General features: G+C 42.3%; 17 protein-coding genes. 2 read left to right on the top strand and 15 right to left on the bottom strand.

Annotated elements, in window-relative coordinates; genetic code table 11:
- Positions 1–150: 150 nt before the first annotated feature.
- The 6 genes from ACLTL4_RS02625 to ACLTL4_RS02600 all read right to left on the bottom strand — a co-directional run bounded on the left by ACLTL4_RS02625 (position 151) and on the right by ACLTL4_RS02600 (position 4994).
- On the bottom strand, positions 151–1032 hold the full coding sequence (locus ACLTL4_RS02625; RefSeq protein WP_022118024.1) for a DUF3881 family protein: 882 nt from the start codon (positions 1030–1032) through the stop codon (positions 151–153).
- Between the two features lie 14 nt (positions 1033–1046).
- Positions 1047–2330 (bottom strand): serine--tRNA ligase, encoded by a 1284-nt coding sequence (serS, locus tag ACLTL4_RS02620; RefSeq protein WP_147632210.1) that lies wholly within the window; start codon positions 2328–2330, stop codon positions 1047–1049.
- Between the two features lie 153 nt (positions 2331–2483).
- On the bottom strand, positions 2484–2993 hold the full coding sequence (locus ACLTL4_RS02615) for a DUF4446 family protein (RefSeq protein WP_173866469.1): 510 nt from the start codon (positions 2991–2993) through the stop codon (positions 2484–2486).
- Between the two features lie 26 nt (positions 2994–3019).
- Positions 3020–3913: a ParB/RepB/Spo0J family partition protein gene (locus tag ACLTL4_RS02610; RefSeq protein WP_173866470.1), complete on the bottom strand. Its 894-nt coding sequence runs from the start codon at positions 3911–3913 to the stop codon at positions 3020–3022.
- Positions 3904–4680: a ParA family protein gene (locus ACLTL4_RS02605; protein ID WP_147632212.1), complete on the bottom strand. Its 777-nt coding sequence runs from the start codon at positions 4678–4680 to the stop codon at positions 3904–3906. Before ACLTL4_RS02605 ends, ACLTL4_RS02610 begins: the two co-directional genes overlap by 10 nt.
- A 164-nt stretch (positions 4681–4844) precedes the next feature.
- Entirely contained in the window at positions 4845–4994 is a 150-nt protein-coding gene (locus ACLTL4_RS02600) for a hypothetical protein (RefSeq protein WP_412320195.1), read from the bottom strand.
- A 469-nt stretch (positions 4995–5463) separates the two neighbouring features.
- On the opposite strand from ACLTL4_RS02600, the gene ACLTL4_RS02595 reads away from it, so the two are divergent.
- Positions 5464–6408 (top strand): alpha/beta fold hydrolase, encoded by a 945-nt coding sequence (locus ACLTL4_RS02595; RefSeq protein WP_412320194.1) that lies wholly within the window; start codon positions 5464–5466, stop codon positions 6406–6408.
- Positions 6409–6702: 294 nt separating this feature from the next.
- Here the strand turns inward: ACLTL4_RS02595 and ACLTL4_RS02590 are convergent, their stop codons facing one another.
- The 9 genes from ACLTL4_RS02590 to rpmH form a co-directional block, all read right to left on the bottom strand.
- Positions 6703–7005, bottom strand: coding sequence for a DUF5688 family protein (locus tag ACLTL4_RS02590; RefSeq protein WP_215660380.1), 303 nt, complete (start codon positions 7003–7005; stop codon positions 6703–6705).
- A gap of 220 nt (positions 7006–7225) precedes the next feature.
- On the bottom strand, positions 7226–7951 hold the full coding sequence (rsmG, locus tag ACLTL4_RS02585) for a 16S rRNA (guanine(527)-N(7))-methyltransferase RsmG (protein WP_022119709.1): 726 nt from the start codon (positions 7949–7951) through the stop codon (positions 7226–7228).
- 14 nt (positions 7952–7965) lie between these two features.
- Positions 7966–9846 carry a tRNA uridine-5-carboxymethylaminomethyl(34) synthesis enzyme MnmG gene (gene mnmG / locus ACLTL4_RS02580; protein ID WP_412320193.1) on the bottom strand — a complete coding sequence of 627 codons (1881 nt, stop codon included), beginning with the start codon at positions 9844–9846 and terminating at the stop codon, positions 7966–7968.
- 13 nt (positions 9847–9859) lie between these two features.
- Positions 9860–11239 (bottom strand): tRNA uridine-5-carboxymethylaminomethyl(34) synthesis GTPase MnmE, encoded by a 1380-nt coding sequence (mnmE, locus tag ACLTL4_RS02575; RefSeq protein WP_147632251.1) that lies wholly within the window; start codon positions 11237–11239, stop codon positions 9860–9862.
- 90 nt (positions 11240–11329) lie between these two features.
- Complete coding sequence (gene jag, locus ACLTL4_RS02570; RefSeq protein ID WP_173898018.1) at positions 11330–12241, bottom strand: RNA-binding cell elongation regulator Jag/EloR; 912 nt, start codon at positions 12239–12241, stop codon at positions 11330–11332.
- Between the two features lie 54 nt (positions 12242–12295).
- Positions 12296–13573 (bottom strand): YidC/Oxa1 family membrane protein insertase, encoded by a 1278-nt coding sequence (locus tag ACLTL4_RS02565; RefSeq protein ID WP_412291277.1) that lies wholly within the window; start codon positions 13571–13573, stop codon positions 12296–12298.
- Positions 13574–13654: 81 nt separating this feature from the next.
- Positions 13655–13864 (bottom strand): membrane protein insertion efficiency factor YidD, encoded by a 210-nt coding sequence (gene yidD / locus ACLTL4_RS02560; protein WP_147632221.1) that lies wholly within the window; start codon positions 13862–13864, stop codon positions 13655–13657.
- Between the two features lie 5 nt (positions 13865–13869).
- Positions 13870–14205: a ribonuclease P protein component gene (gene rnpA, locus ACLTL4_RS02555; RefSeq protein WP_022119703.1), complete on the bottom strand. Its 336-nt coding sequence runs from the start codon at positions 14203–14205 to the stop codon at positions 13870–13872.
- Between the two features lie 67 nt (positions 14206–14272).
- Positions 14273–14407 (bottom strand): 50S ribosomal protein L34, encoded by a 135-nt coding sequence (gene rpmH / locus ACLTL4_RS02550; protein ID WP_022119702.1) that lies wholly within the window; start codon positions 14405–14407, stop codon positions 14273–14275.
- Between the two features lie 679 nt (positions 14408–15086).
- Here rpmH and dnaA point away from each other — a divergent pair.
- Positions 15087–16478 carry a chromosomal replication initiator protein DnaA gene (dnaA, locus tag ACLTL4_RS02545; protein WP_412320192.1) on the top strand — a complete coding sequence of 464 codons (1392 nt, stop codon included), beginning with the start codon at positions 15087–15089 and terminating at the stop codon, positions 16476–16478.
- Positions 16479–16501: the final 23 nt, after the last annotated feature.

The raw sequence follows: 16501 nt of genomic DNA, 5'->3' as shown, positions 1-16501 counted from the left end.
AAGTTGTTTTTCATTTTTTCCCTTTGGGGAATGCCTCGGCTTTCTCTTAGGAGACACTTGTTATATCCATTTAACTAAGGAAACAGTGTGCCTGGCAGCCAAAGCTGCCAGCTTTTTTATTATAGCACAGCCTTTTTTATGCGTCCACACTTAATTTGCGAAATTGATATGTCCCTGAAGCCATATAGTACCTTTAAATCTTCTTCCGACCTCCGGCTCACCGAGCAGATCCTCTTTGTTAATACAGACATCCAGGTTCATATCGTTGCACTCCAGCCTGAGCTGATAAATGGTTTCTTTTGTATATTTATTCACTGTTTTTTCAACATCCTTAATGTTTCCCATGACCTGATAATGATCACATTCCAGGCCATACGGCATAAAGAGTGTGTCTACAATGCTGAAAAGATCTTCTTTTAAAATCCTCTGATTGACTGCCGCATAAGTATCAATATCTTCCAATGTCAGGCTTTCGATTGCCTCTGCATCACCCTGTCTTGCGGCTGCGATCATTTTGTGCCTCTGATTTGCCGAATCACTTCCTGTCGCAGTGACACGCGGCTCCGCCTTCTGTACTGGAAATAAAATTTTGCCTTTCAGGGAAAGTCCGGAAAAGCTCGTGCTGATCTTATCACTCAACAGATGTCCGAGCAGCATTTCCTTTTTATATTTTGCGGCATTCTGTAAATAGAAAATAACCGAAACACCGATCCTTACATCTTCGCAGACACCGGCAAAGGATTCTCTTGCCGCATGGCGTTCAATGATCAGATCTTCTTTGCTGCTGATATCTTTTCCCTGAAAATATGGGAAATAATACTCCTGATGGAAACCATCCGTATCCATGATGCCGCACATCTTGATTCCCATATTTTCACCAAAGCTTTTTGTATACTCTACAAAAGCTTTGTTTTTCCCTTCTCTTGAAACTTCTCTTTCGTCAAAATCGTGGAAAACCTCGGTGAGGATTTCTTTTATATCTTTTTCATTCTGCAGATTGCTAAATCCGATTGCTCGCAGATAATTATGCAATTATGCCACCTCTATTATTTCTTTTCAATCACTTTCATGCCGCCCATGTATGGCTGAAGTACTTCCGGAATCTTAACGCTTCCGTCAGCCTGCAGGTTGTTCTCCAGGAATGCAATCAACATACGAGGCGGTGCAACTACGGTATTGTTTAATGTATGTGCAAAATATTTGCCATTCTCACCATTTATGCGGATTTTCAGACGGCGTGCCTGAGCGTCACCTAAGTTTGAGCAGCTTCCTACTTCGAAATATTTTTTCTGTCTCGGAGACCATGCTTCTACGTCCACTGATTTTACTTTCAGGTCTGCCAGGTCACCGGAACAGCATTCCAGCGTACGAACCGGGATATCCATGCTGCGGAACAGATCTACGGTGTTTTTCCACAGTTTTTCATACCACATTTTGCTTTCTTCCGGTTTGCATACAACGATCATTTCCTGTTTTTCAAACTGGTGGATACGGTATACACCTCGCTCTTCGATGCCGTGTGCACCTTTTTCTTTTCTGAAACATGGAGAATAGCTGGTCAGCGTCTTCGGCAGCTCTTCTTCCGGAATGATTGTGTCGATGAATTTACCGATCATAGAATGTTCGCTGGTTCCGATCAGATACAGATCTTCGCCTTCGATTTTGTACATCATGGAATCCATCTCGGCAAAACTCATAACGCCGGTAACTACGTTGCTGCGGATCATAAATGGCGGTACGCAGTAAGTAAATCCACGGTTGATCATGAAATCACGTGCGTATGCGATCACTGCGGAATGCAGTCTTGCGATGTCTCCCATCAGGTAATAGAATCCATTTCCGGCAACTTTTCTTGCACTGTCAAGGTCGATACCGTTGAAAGATTCCATGATTTCTGTATGGTACGGGATTTCAAAATCCGGAACAACCGGCTCACCGAAGCGTTCGATCTCTACGTTTTCGCTGTCATCTTTTCCGATCGGCACAGACGGATCGATGATGTTCGGGATAACCATCATGTTTGTTTTCAGTTTTTCTTCTACTTCAGCTTCTTCTGCGGAAAGTTCGTTGATACGGTCAGCACTTGCTGCTACCTGACGTTTTACTTCCTCTGCCTCTTCTTTTTTACCCTGTTTCATCAGGCCGCCGATCTCTTTGGACAGTTTATTTCTTTCTGCACGCAGAGCTTCTACTTCCTGTTTGATCTCACGGTTTCTCTTGTCCAGCTCCAGTACTTCATCTACCAGCGGCAGTTTTTTATCCTGGAATTTATTTCTGATATTCTGTTTTACAATTTCCGGATTTTCTCTCACAAATTTAATGTCTAACATTTTTTATCGTCCTTTTCTTTTATTTCATTTTATTTCAACTCAAGACCCTCTGGATCACGGGTCACTTCTTTTCCGATTTTAACACATGTAATCTGCCTCGTAAAGTGACTTTGTGTCCTTCTGTGCAAACACTTTCTGTTTTAATACCTGACGTTATCCGATATCGTTGTGTGCATTTACAGCCTGACGCAGTGCTTCTTTTTCTTCTTCGCCAAGCACGATATAAGACTCGCCTTTTACGATTTCTTTGACATAAGTATAACAGCCTTCTCTGCTGTGGATCGCATTTAATACAAATCCGCTGTTTTCTTTATCCAGCATTGCAAGTGCAAAACTTAATTTGCCGCCGACATCTTTGAATGCATCATATTTTACGATTGCAGTTTTGTTCAGTGTCATTTTCTGGATTTCTTTTAATTTATAAATCTCATCCGCCTGATATTTTACTGCTTCTGTCATGGCATCTACTTCTTCGAATTTCTTTTCAAATGCTTTTTCCAGGGATATCGCATCTTTTCCACGCATGAACATTTTGTACTTATTCGCAAGTCTTGCCAGCTTCATGGACTGCTTGACCAGGAAAAAAATCAGCACAAGCTGTATCAGAATTACAATGATCAGCACGATACCTGCATCAATGCCTATCGCATCAAAAATCCCCATATTTTCCCTCCATTCCTTATTTAATTTTAATGATTCTGAACGCTTTCCAGCAGTTCAATGATCCTCTCCAGTTCCTCATTGGAATAATACTCAATCTCAATTTTTCCGCTATTATTCTTTTTGTGACTGATCTGTACTTTTGTACCGAGTATTTCTTTTACCTTTTCTTCCAGATTCCGGTAAATGATCTCTACATCCGGTTCTTTTGTTTTTGTGGTTTCTTCCTTTTCTTCGCCCAGCTTTCTGACCAGTTTTTCTGTCTCTCTGACACTTAATTTATTATCAAAGATCTGATTTGCCATCTGGAACTGCAGATCTCGGTCTTCAATAGAAATCAACGCTCTCGCATGGCCGGTCGTGAGCATTTCATCGATCACCATCTGCTGTACTCTCTCATCCAGCTTCAGAAGACGCATGGAATTGGTCACTGCCGTTCTGCTCTTGGAAACACGCTCCGCCACTTCATCCTGCTTCAGATGAAACTCGGTGAGCAGCTTTTTATAAGCTCTTGCTTCGTCGATCGGATTTAAATTTTCCCGCTGAATATTTTCAATCAGAGAAATCTCCAGGATTTCCCGATCTGTATAACTCTTGATAATAGCCGGAACCTCTTTTAACCCTGCCATCTTTGCCGCACGCCATCTGCGTTCCCCTGCTATGATCTCGTAATGATCCTCTTTTTTCTGAACAATCAGCGGTTGGATAATTCCAAATTGTTTGATGGAATCTGACAATTCCAGCAACGCATCTTCATCAAAATGTTTCCGCGGCTGTTCTCTGTTTGGTTCAATATCTGTTATCTTCAGAAGAAGCTCATTTTTTTCCGGTTTCTGCTCCGTTTTTTCCGCTTTTCTTCTTACGCTATGCTCCGGGATCAGGGAGTCCAGTCCCTTACCAAGCCCTGCTTTTCTTACAGCCATTCTTCCTCTCCTCTATGAATTACCTCTTCGGCAAGTCTGCGGTAGCTTTCTGCTCCGGTAGAACGCTTGTCATATCTGGTGATCGGCATTCCATAACTTGGTGCCTCTGCTAATCTTACATTTCTTGGGATAATTGTCTTATAAATATTCTGATCAAGATTATTTTTTACGTTTTCCACCACCTGAAGAGACAGATTGGTTCTTGCATCGTACATGGTAAATACCACGCCTTCGATTTCCAGATCCGGGTTCAGTCGATCCTGGACAAGATTGATTGTGTGGATCAGCTGAGACAGTCCCTCGAGTGCATAATATTCGCACTGAATCGGCACGAGTACCGTATCTGCCGCACACATTGCATTGATAGTCAGCATACTTAAAGAAGGTGGACAGTCGATCAGCACAAAGTCATAGTTTTTCTTTACTTTATCGATTGCTTTCTTTAAAATATATTCCTTTTCCTCTGCTCCCACCAGCTCGATCTCTGCTGCTGCCAGATTGATATTTGACGGAAGAACACTCAGATTTTCATACTCACTTTCCATAATCGCATCCTCTACGGAACACTCTTCCAGCATCAGCTCGTACACCGTATTTTCTGCCTGCTCTTTGTCAATTCCCAGTCCGCTGGTAGTATTTCCCTGTGGGTCCATATCCACTACCAGTACCTTCTTTCCCAGTTCTGCCAGAGAAGCTGCCAGATTGATCGCTGTTGTTGTTTTGCCTACACCACCCTTCTGGTTGGCGACTACGATAGTTCTTTCCATTAAATATTCCCCTTTCGTTTCCAGTTCATACCAGATGCTGCTTTGTTTCACGTGCATTTGCCCTGAACACAAAGTATTTTTCAATTATAGCACTTCTTTTTTTAGATATCCAGTCTTAAGCATTCCAAAATCCTGGAAATGTTTCACGTGAAACATATGAAATATTAATCCGGCAGATTCTGCACCTCTTCGAGCATGTACAGAAACTTGTCCAGCTTTGCCGTTACCTCTTCCAGTTCCCTCGCTGTCTGTGCCTGCTGCCTTTTGACATCATTCATCTGCTGATGCATCTCATTCAGCATCTCCTTAGACACACGCATATCTGCCCGCGGCGAAAAAATTTCAAAATCAACGTCTTCCTTTTTTTGCACCTCGTCTATGCTTTTGTGAAGGCGCTCACGTATCCCGTCAAGCCTTTCCTTTTGAGCTGTCAACCGTTCTTTTTCGGCTGTCAGACTGTCTGCTTTTTCCCTTAAATACTCTTTTACCATTTTATCATCGCTTTCTGTATGTTCTAACCCATTGTACTGGATAAACAGAATTATGTAAAGCAATGTTTCACGTGAAACATATGAAATTTTTATATATTCTATATTGTTTCTTATTTCAAGAATACCTCTGACATTCTTGCTGCGATGTGCACGTCATGCATCCCATGCCATATTCTTCTGTGCACATCTGATATACTTTTGCCTTGTCTCTGCTTACATCTTGGATTATAATGAAGGCAATGAAAAATCACAAAGATCTGTATAAGACAATGTTTCTCAGAAAGGAGTTTTTATGAAGCAAAAAATCAAAACCGGCATTCTCATGACCGCTCTGGCTGTTGGCTCTCTTCACATCGTCAATCGTTGTGCCCAGGCTTTTGCCACGGTTAAAAATCTGCTGGATAAACATAAAGGTGCTTTTTATGACTGGCGTTTCGGTCAGGTCTATTATACAAAAACAGGAAGCGGTTCTCCTCTCCTGCTTGTTCACGATCTAGCTCCGGCTGCCTCTTCCTACGAATGGGATCTGCTGCTGAAAAATCTGTCCGCAGACCACACGGTATATTGCCTGGATCTTCTTGGCTGCGGTCGTTCTGATAAACCGAACCTGACCTACACAAACTATTTTTACGTGCAGCTTATCAATGATTTTATCGAGCATGTGATTCACGAAAAAACAGACATCATCGCTACCGGTCTGTCTTCTTCTTTTGTGTTGATGGCATGCAGTACCAATCCGGATGCCTATAACAAAATTATGATGATCAATCCGGAAAGCATTTCCAATCTGAAATGTACACCGTCCAAACGTTCCAGGATAATCAAATTTATTATGGATCTTCCGATCGTCGGTACAGCTGTATACAACATGCAGATGCGGCGGGAAAATATTGAATATTTATTCACCGAAAAGTATTTTTATAATCCTTTCTCTGTCTCAAAGAAGATGCTGGACATTTATCATGAAGCTGCTCATCTCGATGAGTGCGGCGGGAAATATCTGCTGTCCAGCCTGGATGGATTTTATTTAAATGCAGACATCTCCAGAGCCTTAAACAGCATCAACAACAGTCTGTTTATTCTCGAAGGAAGAAAGACAGAGGAACGTGAACGAACCGTCGAAGGCTATGTCCGCCTCAATTCCGCTGTAGAATACGATTTTATTGAAAATACAGAAAAATACCCGCAAATGGAAAATCCGCAGGCTGTACTGGAATATGTTGACATGTTCTTTTAAAATTTTAATTTGAATACACGTAAGACCTGGCACAAAACCATTATACCCGGACATTTCTGAATGTCTCCGACATTCTTTTGTGCACTTCTGCAATCCGCCGAAGGTTATATCAGATGGTAGATTTTATCCCGTCACAGACACAGACTTGTTGTTCACCGCCTGCAAAGACGGAGATCACCTCACATCTGGTGTACACCTTCGCTGCTGGGTTTATCTTACCCCAAAATCATCAAACAGATTATAGTTCTCGCCGATATGATAATTCCTGGTAATATCTACTTTTATTTCCCTTGTCTATACAAAAGTTCTCAGATGATTTTTTTTCTTTTTGTAATCCACATAGTAAAGCCGGTCGGAAAGCCATTCTTCCTCCGGAATGGTTTCTCTGTTTGCCCGTTTTATCTCATCAATAAAAAACTGCGGATCATAATCCTCCGGCAATGTATTTTCCGGAATAACAACCACGTGGTGAATGTTCCATAGCTGGATCAGCAAATTGCATTTGAATTTCATATACATCCATGCCTGCACCTGCGGAAGTGCAATCGCCGCTGCTCCATAGGAATAGTACAGATTGGACAGCATATAAATTTCCATAGTACAACTGTAAATTCGATCAATTACATCCGATGGTTTCACCTGTAGAAAAAAGTACGTAAAATAATACAGCCATAAATATCCGAAAACAAATCGCACGGACGGCAGCTTCCCAGGAAACGAAGCGTGTCAGCAGATTGTTTTCGTGTATTTATGGCGTACTGTTTTTTCCCTATTTTTAACTATCTTTTACTATTTTAATGATCTTCTTTTTGCACATTCACGCAAGAGGCTCTTTCGTCGGCATCCCGGCTTTTCTCGGGTATTTCTTCGGCGTGCTTCTCTTCTTTTCCACAACCACAAGTGCCCTCTCCATGTCACTTCCCGGCAGATGGAATTTCTCCACTTTTCCGATTTCTCCGCCAAGCACATAAACTGCCTTCTTACTCTGAGCGATTTCTTCATCCACTGAAACAGATTTATAGGAAACAAATTTTCCGCCGACTTTTACAAACGGCAGGCAGTACTCGGTAAGGGACGCAAGGTTCGCAACTGCTCTGGAAACAGACAGATCAAACTGTTCGCGGTATTCTGCTTTTTTCGCCGCATCTTCTGCTCTTCCATGCACCGTTTCGATTCCGATAAGCCCCAGGTTATCCACAACTTCATCCAGAAATTTGATCCTTTTGTTCAAAGAGTCCAAAAGTGTCACCTGCAAATGTGGATAAACAATCTTCAGCGGGATTCCCGGAAAGCCGGCTCCGGTCCCGACATCGATCAGGCTGTTTATTTTTTCCATCTCCACATATTCTGCCGCTGCCACGCTGTCCACAAAATGTTTCTGCATCACTTCGTCAAATTCAGTGATCCCGGTGAGGTTCATCACTTTATTCCATTCTACCAGCAGCTCATAATATTTCTCAAACTGTTCAATCTGCTTCTCTGTCAATGTCACGCCAAATGCCTGACATCCATCTTCTAAAATATGAAATTTACTTCTGTCCACGTTTTCCTCCTGTTTTACTTTCGATCCCTGGATTCCAAATATACGAGCAGTACGGAAATATCCGCCGGTGACACACCGGAAATACGGGATGCCTGTCCGATGGAAAGCGGCTGGAATTTTTTCAGTTTCTGCACCGCTTCAATTCTCAGGCTTCTGACTTCGTCGTAATTAATATCTTTCGGAATCCGTTTGTTTTCCATTTTCTTGAACTGCTCGACCTGCTTCATCTGTCTTCGGATGTAGCCCTGATATTTGATGTTGATATTGACCTGTTCACGCACACCGGCAGAATACTGCGGTCTGTTTTTGTCAATCTCTGCTAACATCTCATAGTCCAGCTCCGGACGGCGTACCAGTTCTCCGATGGTTGTTCCGGACTTCAGAAGTGTACTTTCATGTGCCTCCAGAAATTTCTGTACTACTTCGGTTCCGCCGATATTCTCATGATCTACACGTTCCATTTCTTCTGCGATCTGACGTTCTTTTGTTTTCAGATCCTGATAGCGTTCTTCGGAGATCAGCCCCACCTGATAACCTTTCTCTGTCAGACGCAGATCTGCATTGTCCTGACGCAGAAGCAGACGATATTCTGCTCTGGATGTCATCATACGATATGGCTCACGATTTTCTTTTGTTACCAGATCATCGATCAGAACACCAATATAAGCTTCCGAACGATCAAGGATCAGCGGTTCTTTTCCCTTTACCTGCATTGCTGCATTGATACCTGCAATCAGTCCCTGTGCCGCTGCTTCTTCATATCCGCTGCTGCCGTTAAACTGTCCGCCACTGAAAAGTCCCCTGATATTTTTAAACTCCAGGGATGCATCCAGCTGTCTCGGATTGATGCAGTCATACTCGATCGCATAGGCATTGCGGACGATCTTTGCGTGCTCAAGTCCGGCTACCGTGTGGTACATTTCATGCTGAACATCTTCCGGCAGGGAGCTTGACATACCGCCGATATACATTTCGTTCGTATGCAGTCCTTCCGGCTCAAGAAATACCTGGTGTCTGTTTTTATCTGCAAATTTTACCACTTTGTCCTCGATGGACGGACAATATCTCGGTCCGGTTCCTTCGATCATACCGGAATAAAGTGGTGAACGATCCAGATTTTTCCGGATAATTTCATGTGTTTCTTCGTTTGTATAAGTCAGCCAGCAGGATGCCTGGTCGATCTGGACACTCTCCGGATCGGTTGTAAAAGAAAAGGGTACCACTCTCTCATCGCCAAACTGTTCCTGCATTTTTGAAAAATCAATCGATCTGCGGTCTACACGTGCCGGTGTACCGGTCTTAAATCGCTGCATCTCGATTCCATGTGCTTTCAGGGAATCTGTCAGATGATTTGCTGCCTGCAATCCGTTTGGTCCGGTATAATTACTGATATCACCGTAAATACATCTTGCACGCAGATATGTTCCGGTACAAAGCACGCAGGCTTTGCAGTGATACGTTGCCCCGGAGAATGTTTTGACTCCGGTGATTTTTCCGTCTTCTGTCAGAATTTCTGCAACTTCTGCCTGCACGATTGACAGGTTATCTGTGTTTTCCAAAACTTTTCGCATGGATCTGGAATATTCTGCCTTGTCTGCCTGTGCACGCAAAGAATGTACGGCAGGTCCTTTGGATTTATTGAGCATCTTGGACTGGATAAACGTTTTGTCGATATTTTTTCCCATCTCACCGCCAAGTGCATCGATCTCTCTTACCAGATGACCCTTGGAGCTTCCACCTATGTTCGGGTTGCACGGCATCAGTGCAATGCTGTCCACACTCACGGTAAAAATGGTTGTGGAAAGTCCGAGTCTTGCACAGGCAAGTGCTGCCTCACATCCGGCATGTCCGGCTCCTACGACTACCACATCTGTATATTCTTCTAATGTATTCATTTCTTGCCTCCACTTATTTGCCCATACAGAACTTACTGAAAATTTCATTTACCAGATCATCATCCACGGCCTCGCCGATAATCGTTCCCAGAGATTCATATGCACTCATCAGATCGATCGAGAAGAAATCCTCCGGCATATCCTGTGCGATGCTTTCCGTCACCTGCTTCAGGCTCTCTTTTGCATCCATAAGTGCTGCCTTATGACGCATATTTGTGATACATACCTCATCGTTAAAAGAAAGGCTGCCTTCGAGAAACATATTTTTGAGTGTATCCTCAAGCTGTTCAAATCCGGTCTCATCTTTTGCAGAAACGCAGATCACCGGATGTTCTCCCACTTTTTCCTTCAGGATCTGTTCTGTCGTTACCGGCTCCAGATCCGATTTATTTAAAAGAACGATCACCTTTCTGCCTTCAAATAGTTCGATAATCTCTTCATCATTCTCATCCAGTGCGGTCGATGAATCTGCCACGTACAGAATCAGGTCTGCTTCTTTTGCATATTTTTTTGCACGCTGCACACCAATCTGCTCTACGATATCTTCCGTATCACGGATGCCTGCGGTATCCATCAGGTTAAGTGTGATGCCGTGAAGATTGATGCTCTGCTCCAGCACATCTCTTGTCGTTCCCGCAATGTCTGTCACGATCGCCTTTTCCGTTCCGCAGAGCTTGTTAAGCAGAGAAGACTTTCCGGCGTTTGGCTTTCCAAGGATTACCGTCTTGATGCCTTCCGTCATGATCCTTCCATCGTTTGCAGAGCGGATCAGCTTCTCGATCATCTCGATCCACGCTTCATTTTCCTTTTCAAGCTCCTGCGGATAACCGTCAAGGCTGATATGTTCCGGATCATCCAATGCCGACTCAATATATGCAATATGATAAATGATCTTTGCTCTCAGATCCTTTATTTTCTGACCGATGCTTCCGCGAAGCTGGCCGACGGAACTTTTCAGAGCATATTCATTTTTTGCCTCAATGACATCCATCACCGCCTCCGCCTGCGACAGATCCATTCTTCCATTTAAAAAGGCACGTTTGGTAAATTCTCCCGGCTCTGCCGGAGCTGCACCATTTTTGATCACAGCTTCCAGCACTCGCTGTATCGCATACACACCGCCGTGGCAGTCGATTTCTACGGTATCTTCCGCTGTAAAACTTCTCGGTGCACGCATCAGAACTACAAGCACCTCATCCAGCACTTCGTCTCCGTCACAGATATAACCATAGTGAACCGTATGGGATTGCTGTTCTGATAATTTCTTTTTGCCTTTCGGACTTCTGTATACACGGTCCGCTATTTCAAATGCCTGATCTCCGCTGATTCGCACAATCCCGATTCCGGAACTGCTGACTGCTGTGGAGATCGCTGCAATCGTTTCACCTTTCATTGATTCCTCCTGATATTCAAAAAGTCTGATTTTCGGCAGCATATCTGCCGCACTGAAAATCAGACTCATATCACTTACAACTATTTTACTTTACTGTTTTTTTAATGTAACAACTACTTTACGATACGGCTCTTCGCCCTCGCTGTGTGTGGACACCAGCGGATCATTCTGAAGTGCAGAATGGATCACTCTTCTCTCGTATGGATTCATCGGCTCCAGGAATACCGGTTTCTTTGTTCTCTTTACTTTGAACGCAATATTCTTTGCCAGATTTTCCAGCGTCTCTTTTCTGCGTGCACGGTAGTTTTCGGTATCTACCTTCACACGTACATATCCCGCATTGCCTTTGTTGACAACGAGGCTTGTAAGATACTGGATAGAATCAAGAGTCTGTCCTCTCTTACCGATCAGAACACCCATGTCTTTACCAGAAAGCTCGATGTTCAGATTGTCATCTTTATCAAATGATGTTTTGATGCAAACTTCTGAATCCATTGCTGCAAACATTTTCTCCAGAAATTCTTTTGCATCTTTCTCTGCTGCTTCTTTGTTGATCGGAAGCTTTTCTCTTGTAACTGCCGGTTTTGCCTGCGGTTCTTCTTTCTTTACTTCCACTTCTTTTTCAGCTTTTGACTGCGGCTGATTTTCCGGTTTTCTTTCCGGTTTCTTCTCAACCGGTTTTTCTTCCTTCTTTTCAACCGTTTTCTCAGGCTGTTTTTTTACCGGCTCTTTGGTAAATTTCTTTGCCGGTTTTTTCATAAAGCTTTTCTTTGCAGAAATGTCCTTCAAAGGATCTCTTACGGCTTCCTCAAAATCAAGAGAAATATCTTTTTTCTTTCTTGCCCTTATAATGGCCGGTTTTCTTCCGATTCCAAAAAGTCCGGAAGTTGCTTCCTGAATAACATCATATTCAATATTATCGCTGCTTGTTCCAAGCTGAATTGCTGCATTCATGATCGCTTCTTCTTTTGTCTTCGCAGAAACCTCGATATACTCTTCCATTTTAATACCTCCCATCCTTCTCCCCATATTACTTCTCTTTATTACCTTATTACTTTAATTCTTATTTTTCTTACCTTTTGGATTCTTTTCATCAAACTGCTGAACCATTCTCGCTTTTGCTGCAATACTTCCCGGTTTCGCATCTGCGTGTTTATAGTACTCCGTAGAATCCTGGATTTTTTTCTGACGTTCTGCCTGTTTCTTCTCATCCACTTTCTGTGCATCCTCAAGATCTTTGAAGTTTACTTTTGCATGCTCAGAAATTTTCTTTGGCGGAAGTCCCTGTTTCTTACGTTTGGCATTCATTTTCTCCACATTTTTGCGGATCAGTGCGTCCATATCCATCTTTTCCATATGTTTGTTGACAATAACCTGCTGGATACCTCTGAATACCGCACCTGCGATCCAGTAGATACCAAGACCGATCGGAAGTGACAGACAGAAGAATACAGATACCAGAGGCATCATATTGTTCATCATCTTCATGGAGCTTTCCATGGAACTGTCGTCTCCTGCCGGGCTTGCTGCTGCCTGCGGCATCAGTCTGGTGTTGAGCCACTGGCTTAAACCTGCCAGTACCGGGATTGCCAGTGCACATACAAATAAAATCCAGTTATGTGCCTTGAAATTTTCCACCATCGCTGTCATCGGTGAGTTGGAAATATTCAATCCCAGGAAATAGTTCATTTTATCAAGACTGCCTGTTGTCTGTGAGATCATACCTGACAGATCCGGAAACTTCTCTGCCATTGCAGTCCAGTCTGCCGGTTTGAACTTGTACAGTGCATCGATCGCACTGTTTGCTGTATAACCAAGTCTCTGGAAATTGACCTGGTTTCCTACTGTATCAGCTAAAAACTGCTGTGTACCCTGTGTCTTTAAAAGAACATTTACAAGAGGAGTAAATACATCTTTTACACTTGCAACGTAAGCCGGAATATTCCAGATTACACGATACAATGCAAACAGGATCAGCAGCTGAATCAGCATCGGAAGACATGTTCCCATCGGAGAAACACCGTATTTTGCATATACATTCTGTGTTTCTTCGTTCATCTTCATCATACTTACCTGGTCGTTTTTGCCGGCATACTTTTTCTGGATTGCCTTTATCTCAGGATTCATGATCGCAGACATCTTTGAAAACTTCTGCTGTTTGATCGTGAGTGGAGTGAGCAGGGCATAAATAACCAGTGTAAACAAAATAATACATACACCGATATTGGAAATCCCAAACACCCCGTCAGTGAAACTAAAAATCGCATTCATCAAAAGACCTAACAGTGTTGCCACCTGTCCAATGATGATGGTGTTGCTTTTTGTTAATAACATAACCTTCCTCCTGCATATTCACCTGACATTATACAGCAGTTCTTCATATTCAATTTTCTATTTTTAATTCTTCCTACCCGTTTACGGAACGGGATCATAACCACCCTTGGAAAAGGGATTGCATCGCAAAATCCTCCAGCATGCCAGAAGACTTCCTTTAACAGCCCCGTATTTTTGTATCGCCTCCAGGCCATACTGCGAGCAGGTCGGTGTATAGGGGCATCTCGTATGCTTTAATGGTGACAGAAATTTCTGATAAAACCGGATCATTGCGATTAAAATATTTTTCATGAATATCAACCTGCTATTTTATGCACTTTACCAAGATGTAATAATGCACTTTCTACTTCAAAATAATTCTTATCTTTTGCAACAGGTCTTGCAATTACTACAATATCATATCCTGAGTGAAATCTGGTTTCACTCAGGCGATAACTTTCTCTTATCAATCTGGCCAGTCTGTGTCTGACCACACTATTGCCCACCTTTTTACTGACCGAAATCCCAAGTCTGTTCCTCTCTGTCTGATTCGGATAGATATACATAATGAGATAACGGTTGGCGGCCGACTTTCCATACTTATATACCGTCTGGAAATCTCTGTTTTTTTTCAAAGACTCTGAAAATATCATACTGCTTCCTTTTTTCTGTCATCCTTTCAAAAGACGAACATAGAAGAAAAGGCCACACATCTGCGGCCTATGCTGATAATTTTTTTCTTCCTTTTAATCTTCTGGCAGCAAGTACTTTTCTTCCGCCTGCAGTGCTCATTCTTGCTCTGAATCCATGAACTTTAGCTCTGGATCTTTTCTTTGGCTGAAATGTCATTTTCATTATTACGGCACCTCCTTATCAAATATAAAATCTGTTTTATCTGTTTAGAAAACATCGTTTCAATTATATATGCAAAGCCCCATAAAGTCAAGTAATTCCGTGATTTTTTCAATTGAACCGAGCTTTGGGGCAGAACCGTTCCTGTCAGTCCCATAGACAAACAGATGCAAAGCGGACATCTGCATAGTTTACACTCAGTTATCCACATTTTGGGGATAACTTGGGGATAACTTTTTTATTTGATGTGAAAAACTTTTTTTCTTTTTCAAAAAAATGCCTTAAAATAAGGCTTTTCCCACTGTGGATGATGTTCCTTTAGTTATTCACACTGCCAATTCCCCCTCTTTCCTTCTTTCGACATTTTTCTGCATTTTTCGAAGTCTGTGATTCCCAAAATTCCTTTATTTTTCAACCTTTTTTTCATCTGGTTCTTCTGTAACATACTTATGTAAACTTATTGGTTTACATAAAGTTATCCACATTTTGGGGATAACTTGGGGATAACTTCGTGTGTAACTTTTGCATATTTTCTACATTTTTCCCACAAACGCCCATTTTATCGCATTTTTGAGTGTGGATTATTGTCGAAAAGTTATGCACATTCAAAAATAAGCATTGATAATTTTCCTGTTTTAGTTTAATATTAAATAAGTAAAACTGGCCTTAAAAGGAGATCCTCATGAATATCATAGAAGAAAAGTGGGACAGTGTTGTGGATACCCTCAGTACAGAATTCGGATTTTCCACAATTTCCATCAACACCTGGATCAAACCACTTCAAGTACAAAGATATGACAGTGACGAAGGCACTCTTTTTATTTATGTCCCGATTGATGAAATGGGTATTAACGAGGATTTCATTAATTCCTATATAAATAAGAAGTTTACAACTCCGCTCCGTTCTACGATTGCAGAGCTTACAGGACTGGACTGCACCAAGATCGTGTATACTGTAGAACAAAATGTTGTAAAAGAAGCGGATTCTTCTTCGAATACTGACAATTCTTTCAATAATATATTAGAAAAAGCAAATTTAAATCCGGAATATACCTTTGAAAACTTCGTTGTCGGAAGCAACAACAAATTTGCACACGCTGCATCTTTGGCAGTTGCCGAATCCCCGGGCGAAATCTACAATCCCCTCTTCCTCTACGGAGGTGTTGGACTGGGGAAAACCCATCTGATGCACTCGATCGCACACTTTATCCTGGAAAATAATCCACAGACCAGAGTACTTTATGTAACGAGTGAATCCTTTACGAACGAACTGATTGAAGCGATCCGAAACGGCAATAATACTGCTATGACAAAATTCCGTGAAAAGTACCGTAATATCGACGTTCTGCTGATCGACGATATCCAGTTTATCATCGGAAAAGAGTCCACACAGGAAGAGTTTTTCCACACGTTTAACGACCTGCATGGTGCGAAAAAGCAGATCATCATTTCATCCGATAAACCGCCGAAAGAGATCGCAACGCTGGAAGGAAGGCTGAAATCCCGCTTTGAATGGGGCCTGATCGCAGATATTTCTTCCCCGGATTATGAGACAAGGATGGCAATCCTCCGCAAAAAAGAAGAACGTGATTCCAAAGAAAAAGGTTACCATCTGGATGATGAAGTCATTCAGTATATTGCTACCAATATCAAGTCCAATATCCGTGAACTCGAAGGTGCACTGAACCGGATCACTGCAATGAGCAGTCTTGAACACCGCGAAATTACAGTAGAACTGGCACAGGAAGCCTTAAAGGATATGATTTCACCGAACGCAAAACGAGAAATCACCCCGGATCTGATCCTTCTGACCGTTGCAGAACACTTTCATATCAAAACAGATGATATAAAAGGTTCCAAACGAAGTGCTGATATCGTGATTCCAAGGCAGATTGCCATGTATCTGTGCCGTGAAATGACCAGCACACCGCTCAAAGCGATCGGAAAACTGATGGGAAACCGCGATCATACGACCGTACTTCATGGAGTTGAGAAAATTTCGAAAGAAATTGAGACTTCCGATGATCTGAAAAACACGATAGATATCATTAAAAAGAAACTGAATCCAAACTAGACGGCCGAAAAAGCATCGTCTTT

The organism is Hominisplanchenecus sp. (assembly GCF_046967715.1).
GTDB lineage: Bacteria > Bacillota > Clostridia > Lachnospirales > Lachnospiraceae > Hominisplanchenecus > Hominisplanchenecus faecis.
Note: the sequence above shows the minus strand (reverse complement) of the source record. Positions and strands in the feature narration are given on the sequence as shown.

Bases quoted from the DNA above. Each gene is read 5' to 3' on its own strand.
- ACLTL4_RS02590 (WP_215660380.1), bottom strand. From the start codon at position 7,005: ATGGAAATTTATATGCTGTCCAATCTGTACTATTCCTATGGAGCAGCG.
- ACLTL4_RS02565 (WP_412291277.1), bottom strand. From the start codon at position 13,573: ATGTTATTAACAAAAAGCAACACCATCATCATTGGACAGGTGGCAACA.
- mnmE (WP_147632251.1), bottom strand. From the start codon at position 11,239: ATGAAAGGTGAAACGATTGCAGCGATCTCCACAGCAGTCAGCAGTTCC.
- ACLTL4_RS02595 (WP_412320194.1), top strand. From the start codon at position 5,464: ATGAAGCAAAAAATCAAAACCGGCATTCTCATGACCGCTCTGGCTGTT.
- rnpA (WP_022119703.1), bottom strand. From the start codon at position 14,205: ATGATATTTTCAGAGTCTTTGAAAAAAAACAGAGATTTCCAGACGGTA.
- rpmH (WP_022119702.1), bottom strand. From the start codon at position 14,407: ATGAAAATGACATTTCAGCCAAAGAAAAGATCCAGAGCTAAAGTTCAT.
- yidD (WP_147632221.1), bottom strand. From the start codon at position 13,864: ATGAAAAATATTTTAATCGCAATGATCCGGTTTTATCAGAAATTTCTG.
- serS (WP_147632210.1), bottom strand. From the start codon at position 2,330: ATGTTAGACATTAAATTTGTGAGAGAAAATCCGGAAATTGTAAAACAG.
- ACLTL4_RS02610 (WP_173866470.1), bottom strand. From the start codon at position 3,913: ATGGCTGTAAGAAAAGCAGGGCTTGGTAAGGGACTGGACTCCCTGATC.
- jag (WP_173898018.1), bottom strand. From the start codon at position 12,241: ATGGAAGAGTATATCGAGGTTTCTGCGAAGACAAAAGAAGAAGCGATC.
- mnmG (WP_412320193.1), bottom strand. From the start codon at position 9,846: ATGAATACATTAGAAGAATATACAGATGTGGTAGTCGTAGGAGCCGGA.
- dnaA (WP_412320192.1), top strand. From the start codon at position 15,087: ATGAATATCATAGAAGAAAAGTGGGACAGTGTTGTGGATACCCTCAGT.
- ACLTL4_RS02615 (WP_173866469.1), bottom strand. From the start codon at position 2,993: ATGGGGATTTTTGATGCGATAGGCATTGATGCAGGTATCGTGCTGATC.
- ACLTL4_RS02605 (WP_147632212.1), bottom strand. From the start codon at position 4,680: ATGGAAAGAACTATCGTAGTCGCCAACCAGAAGGGTGGTGTAGGCAAA.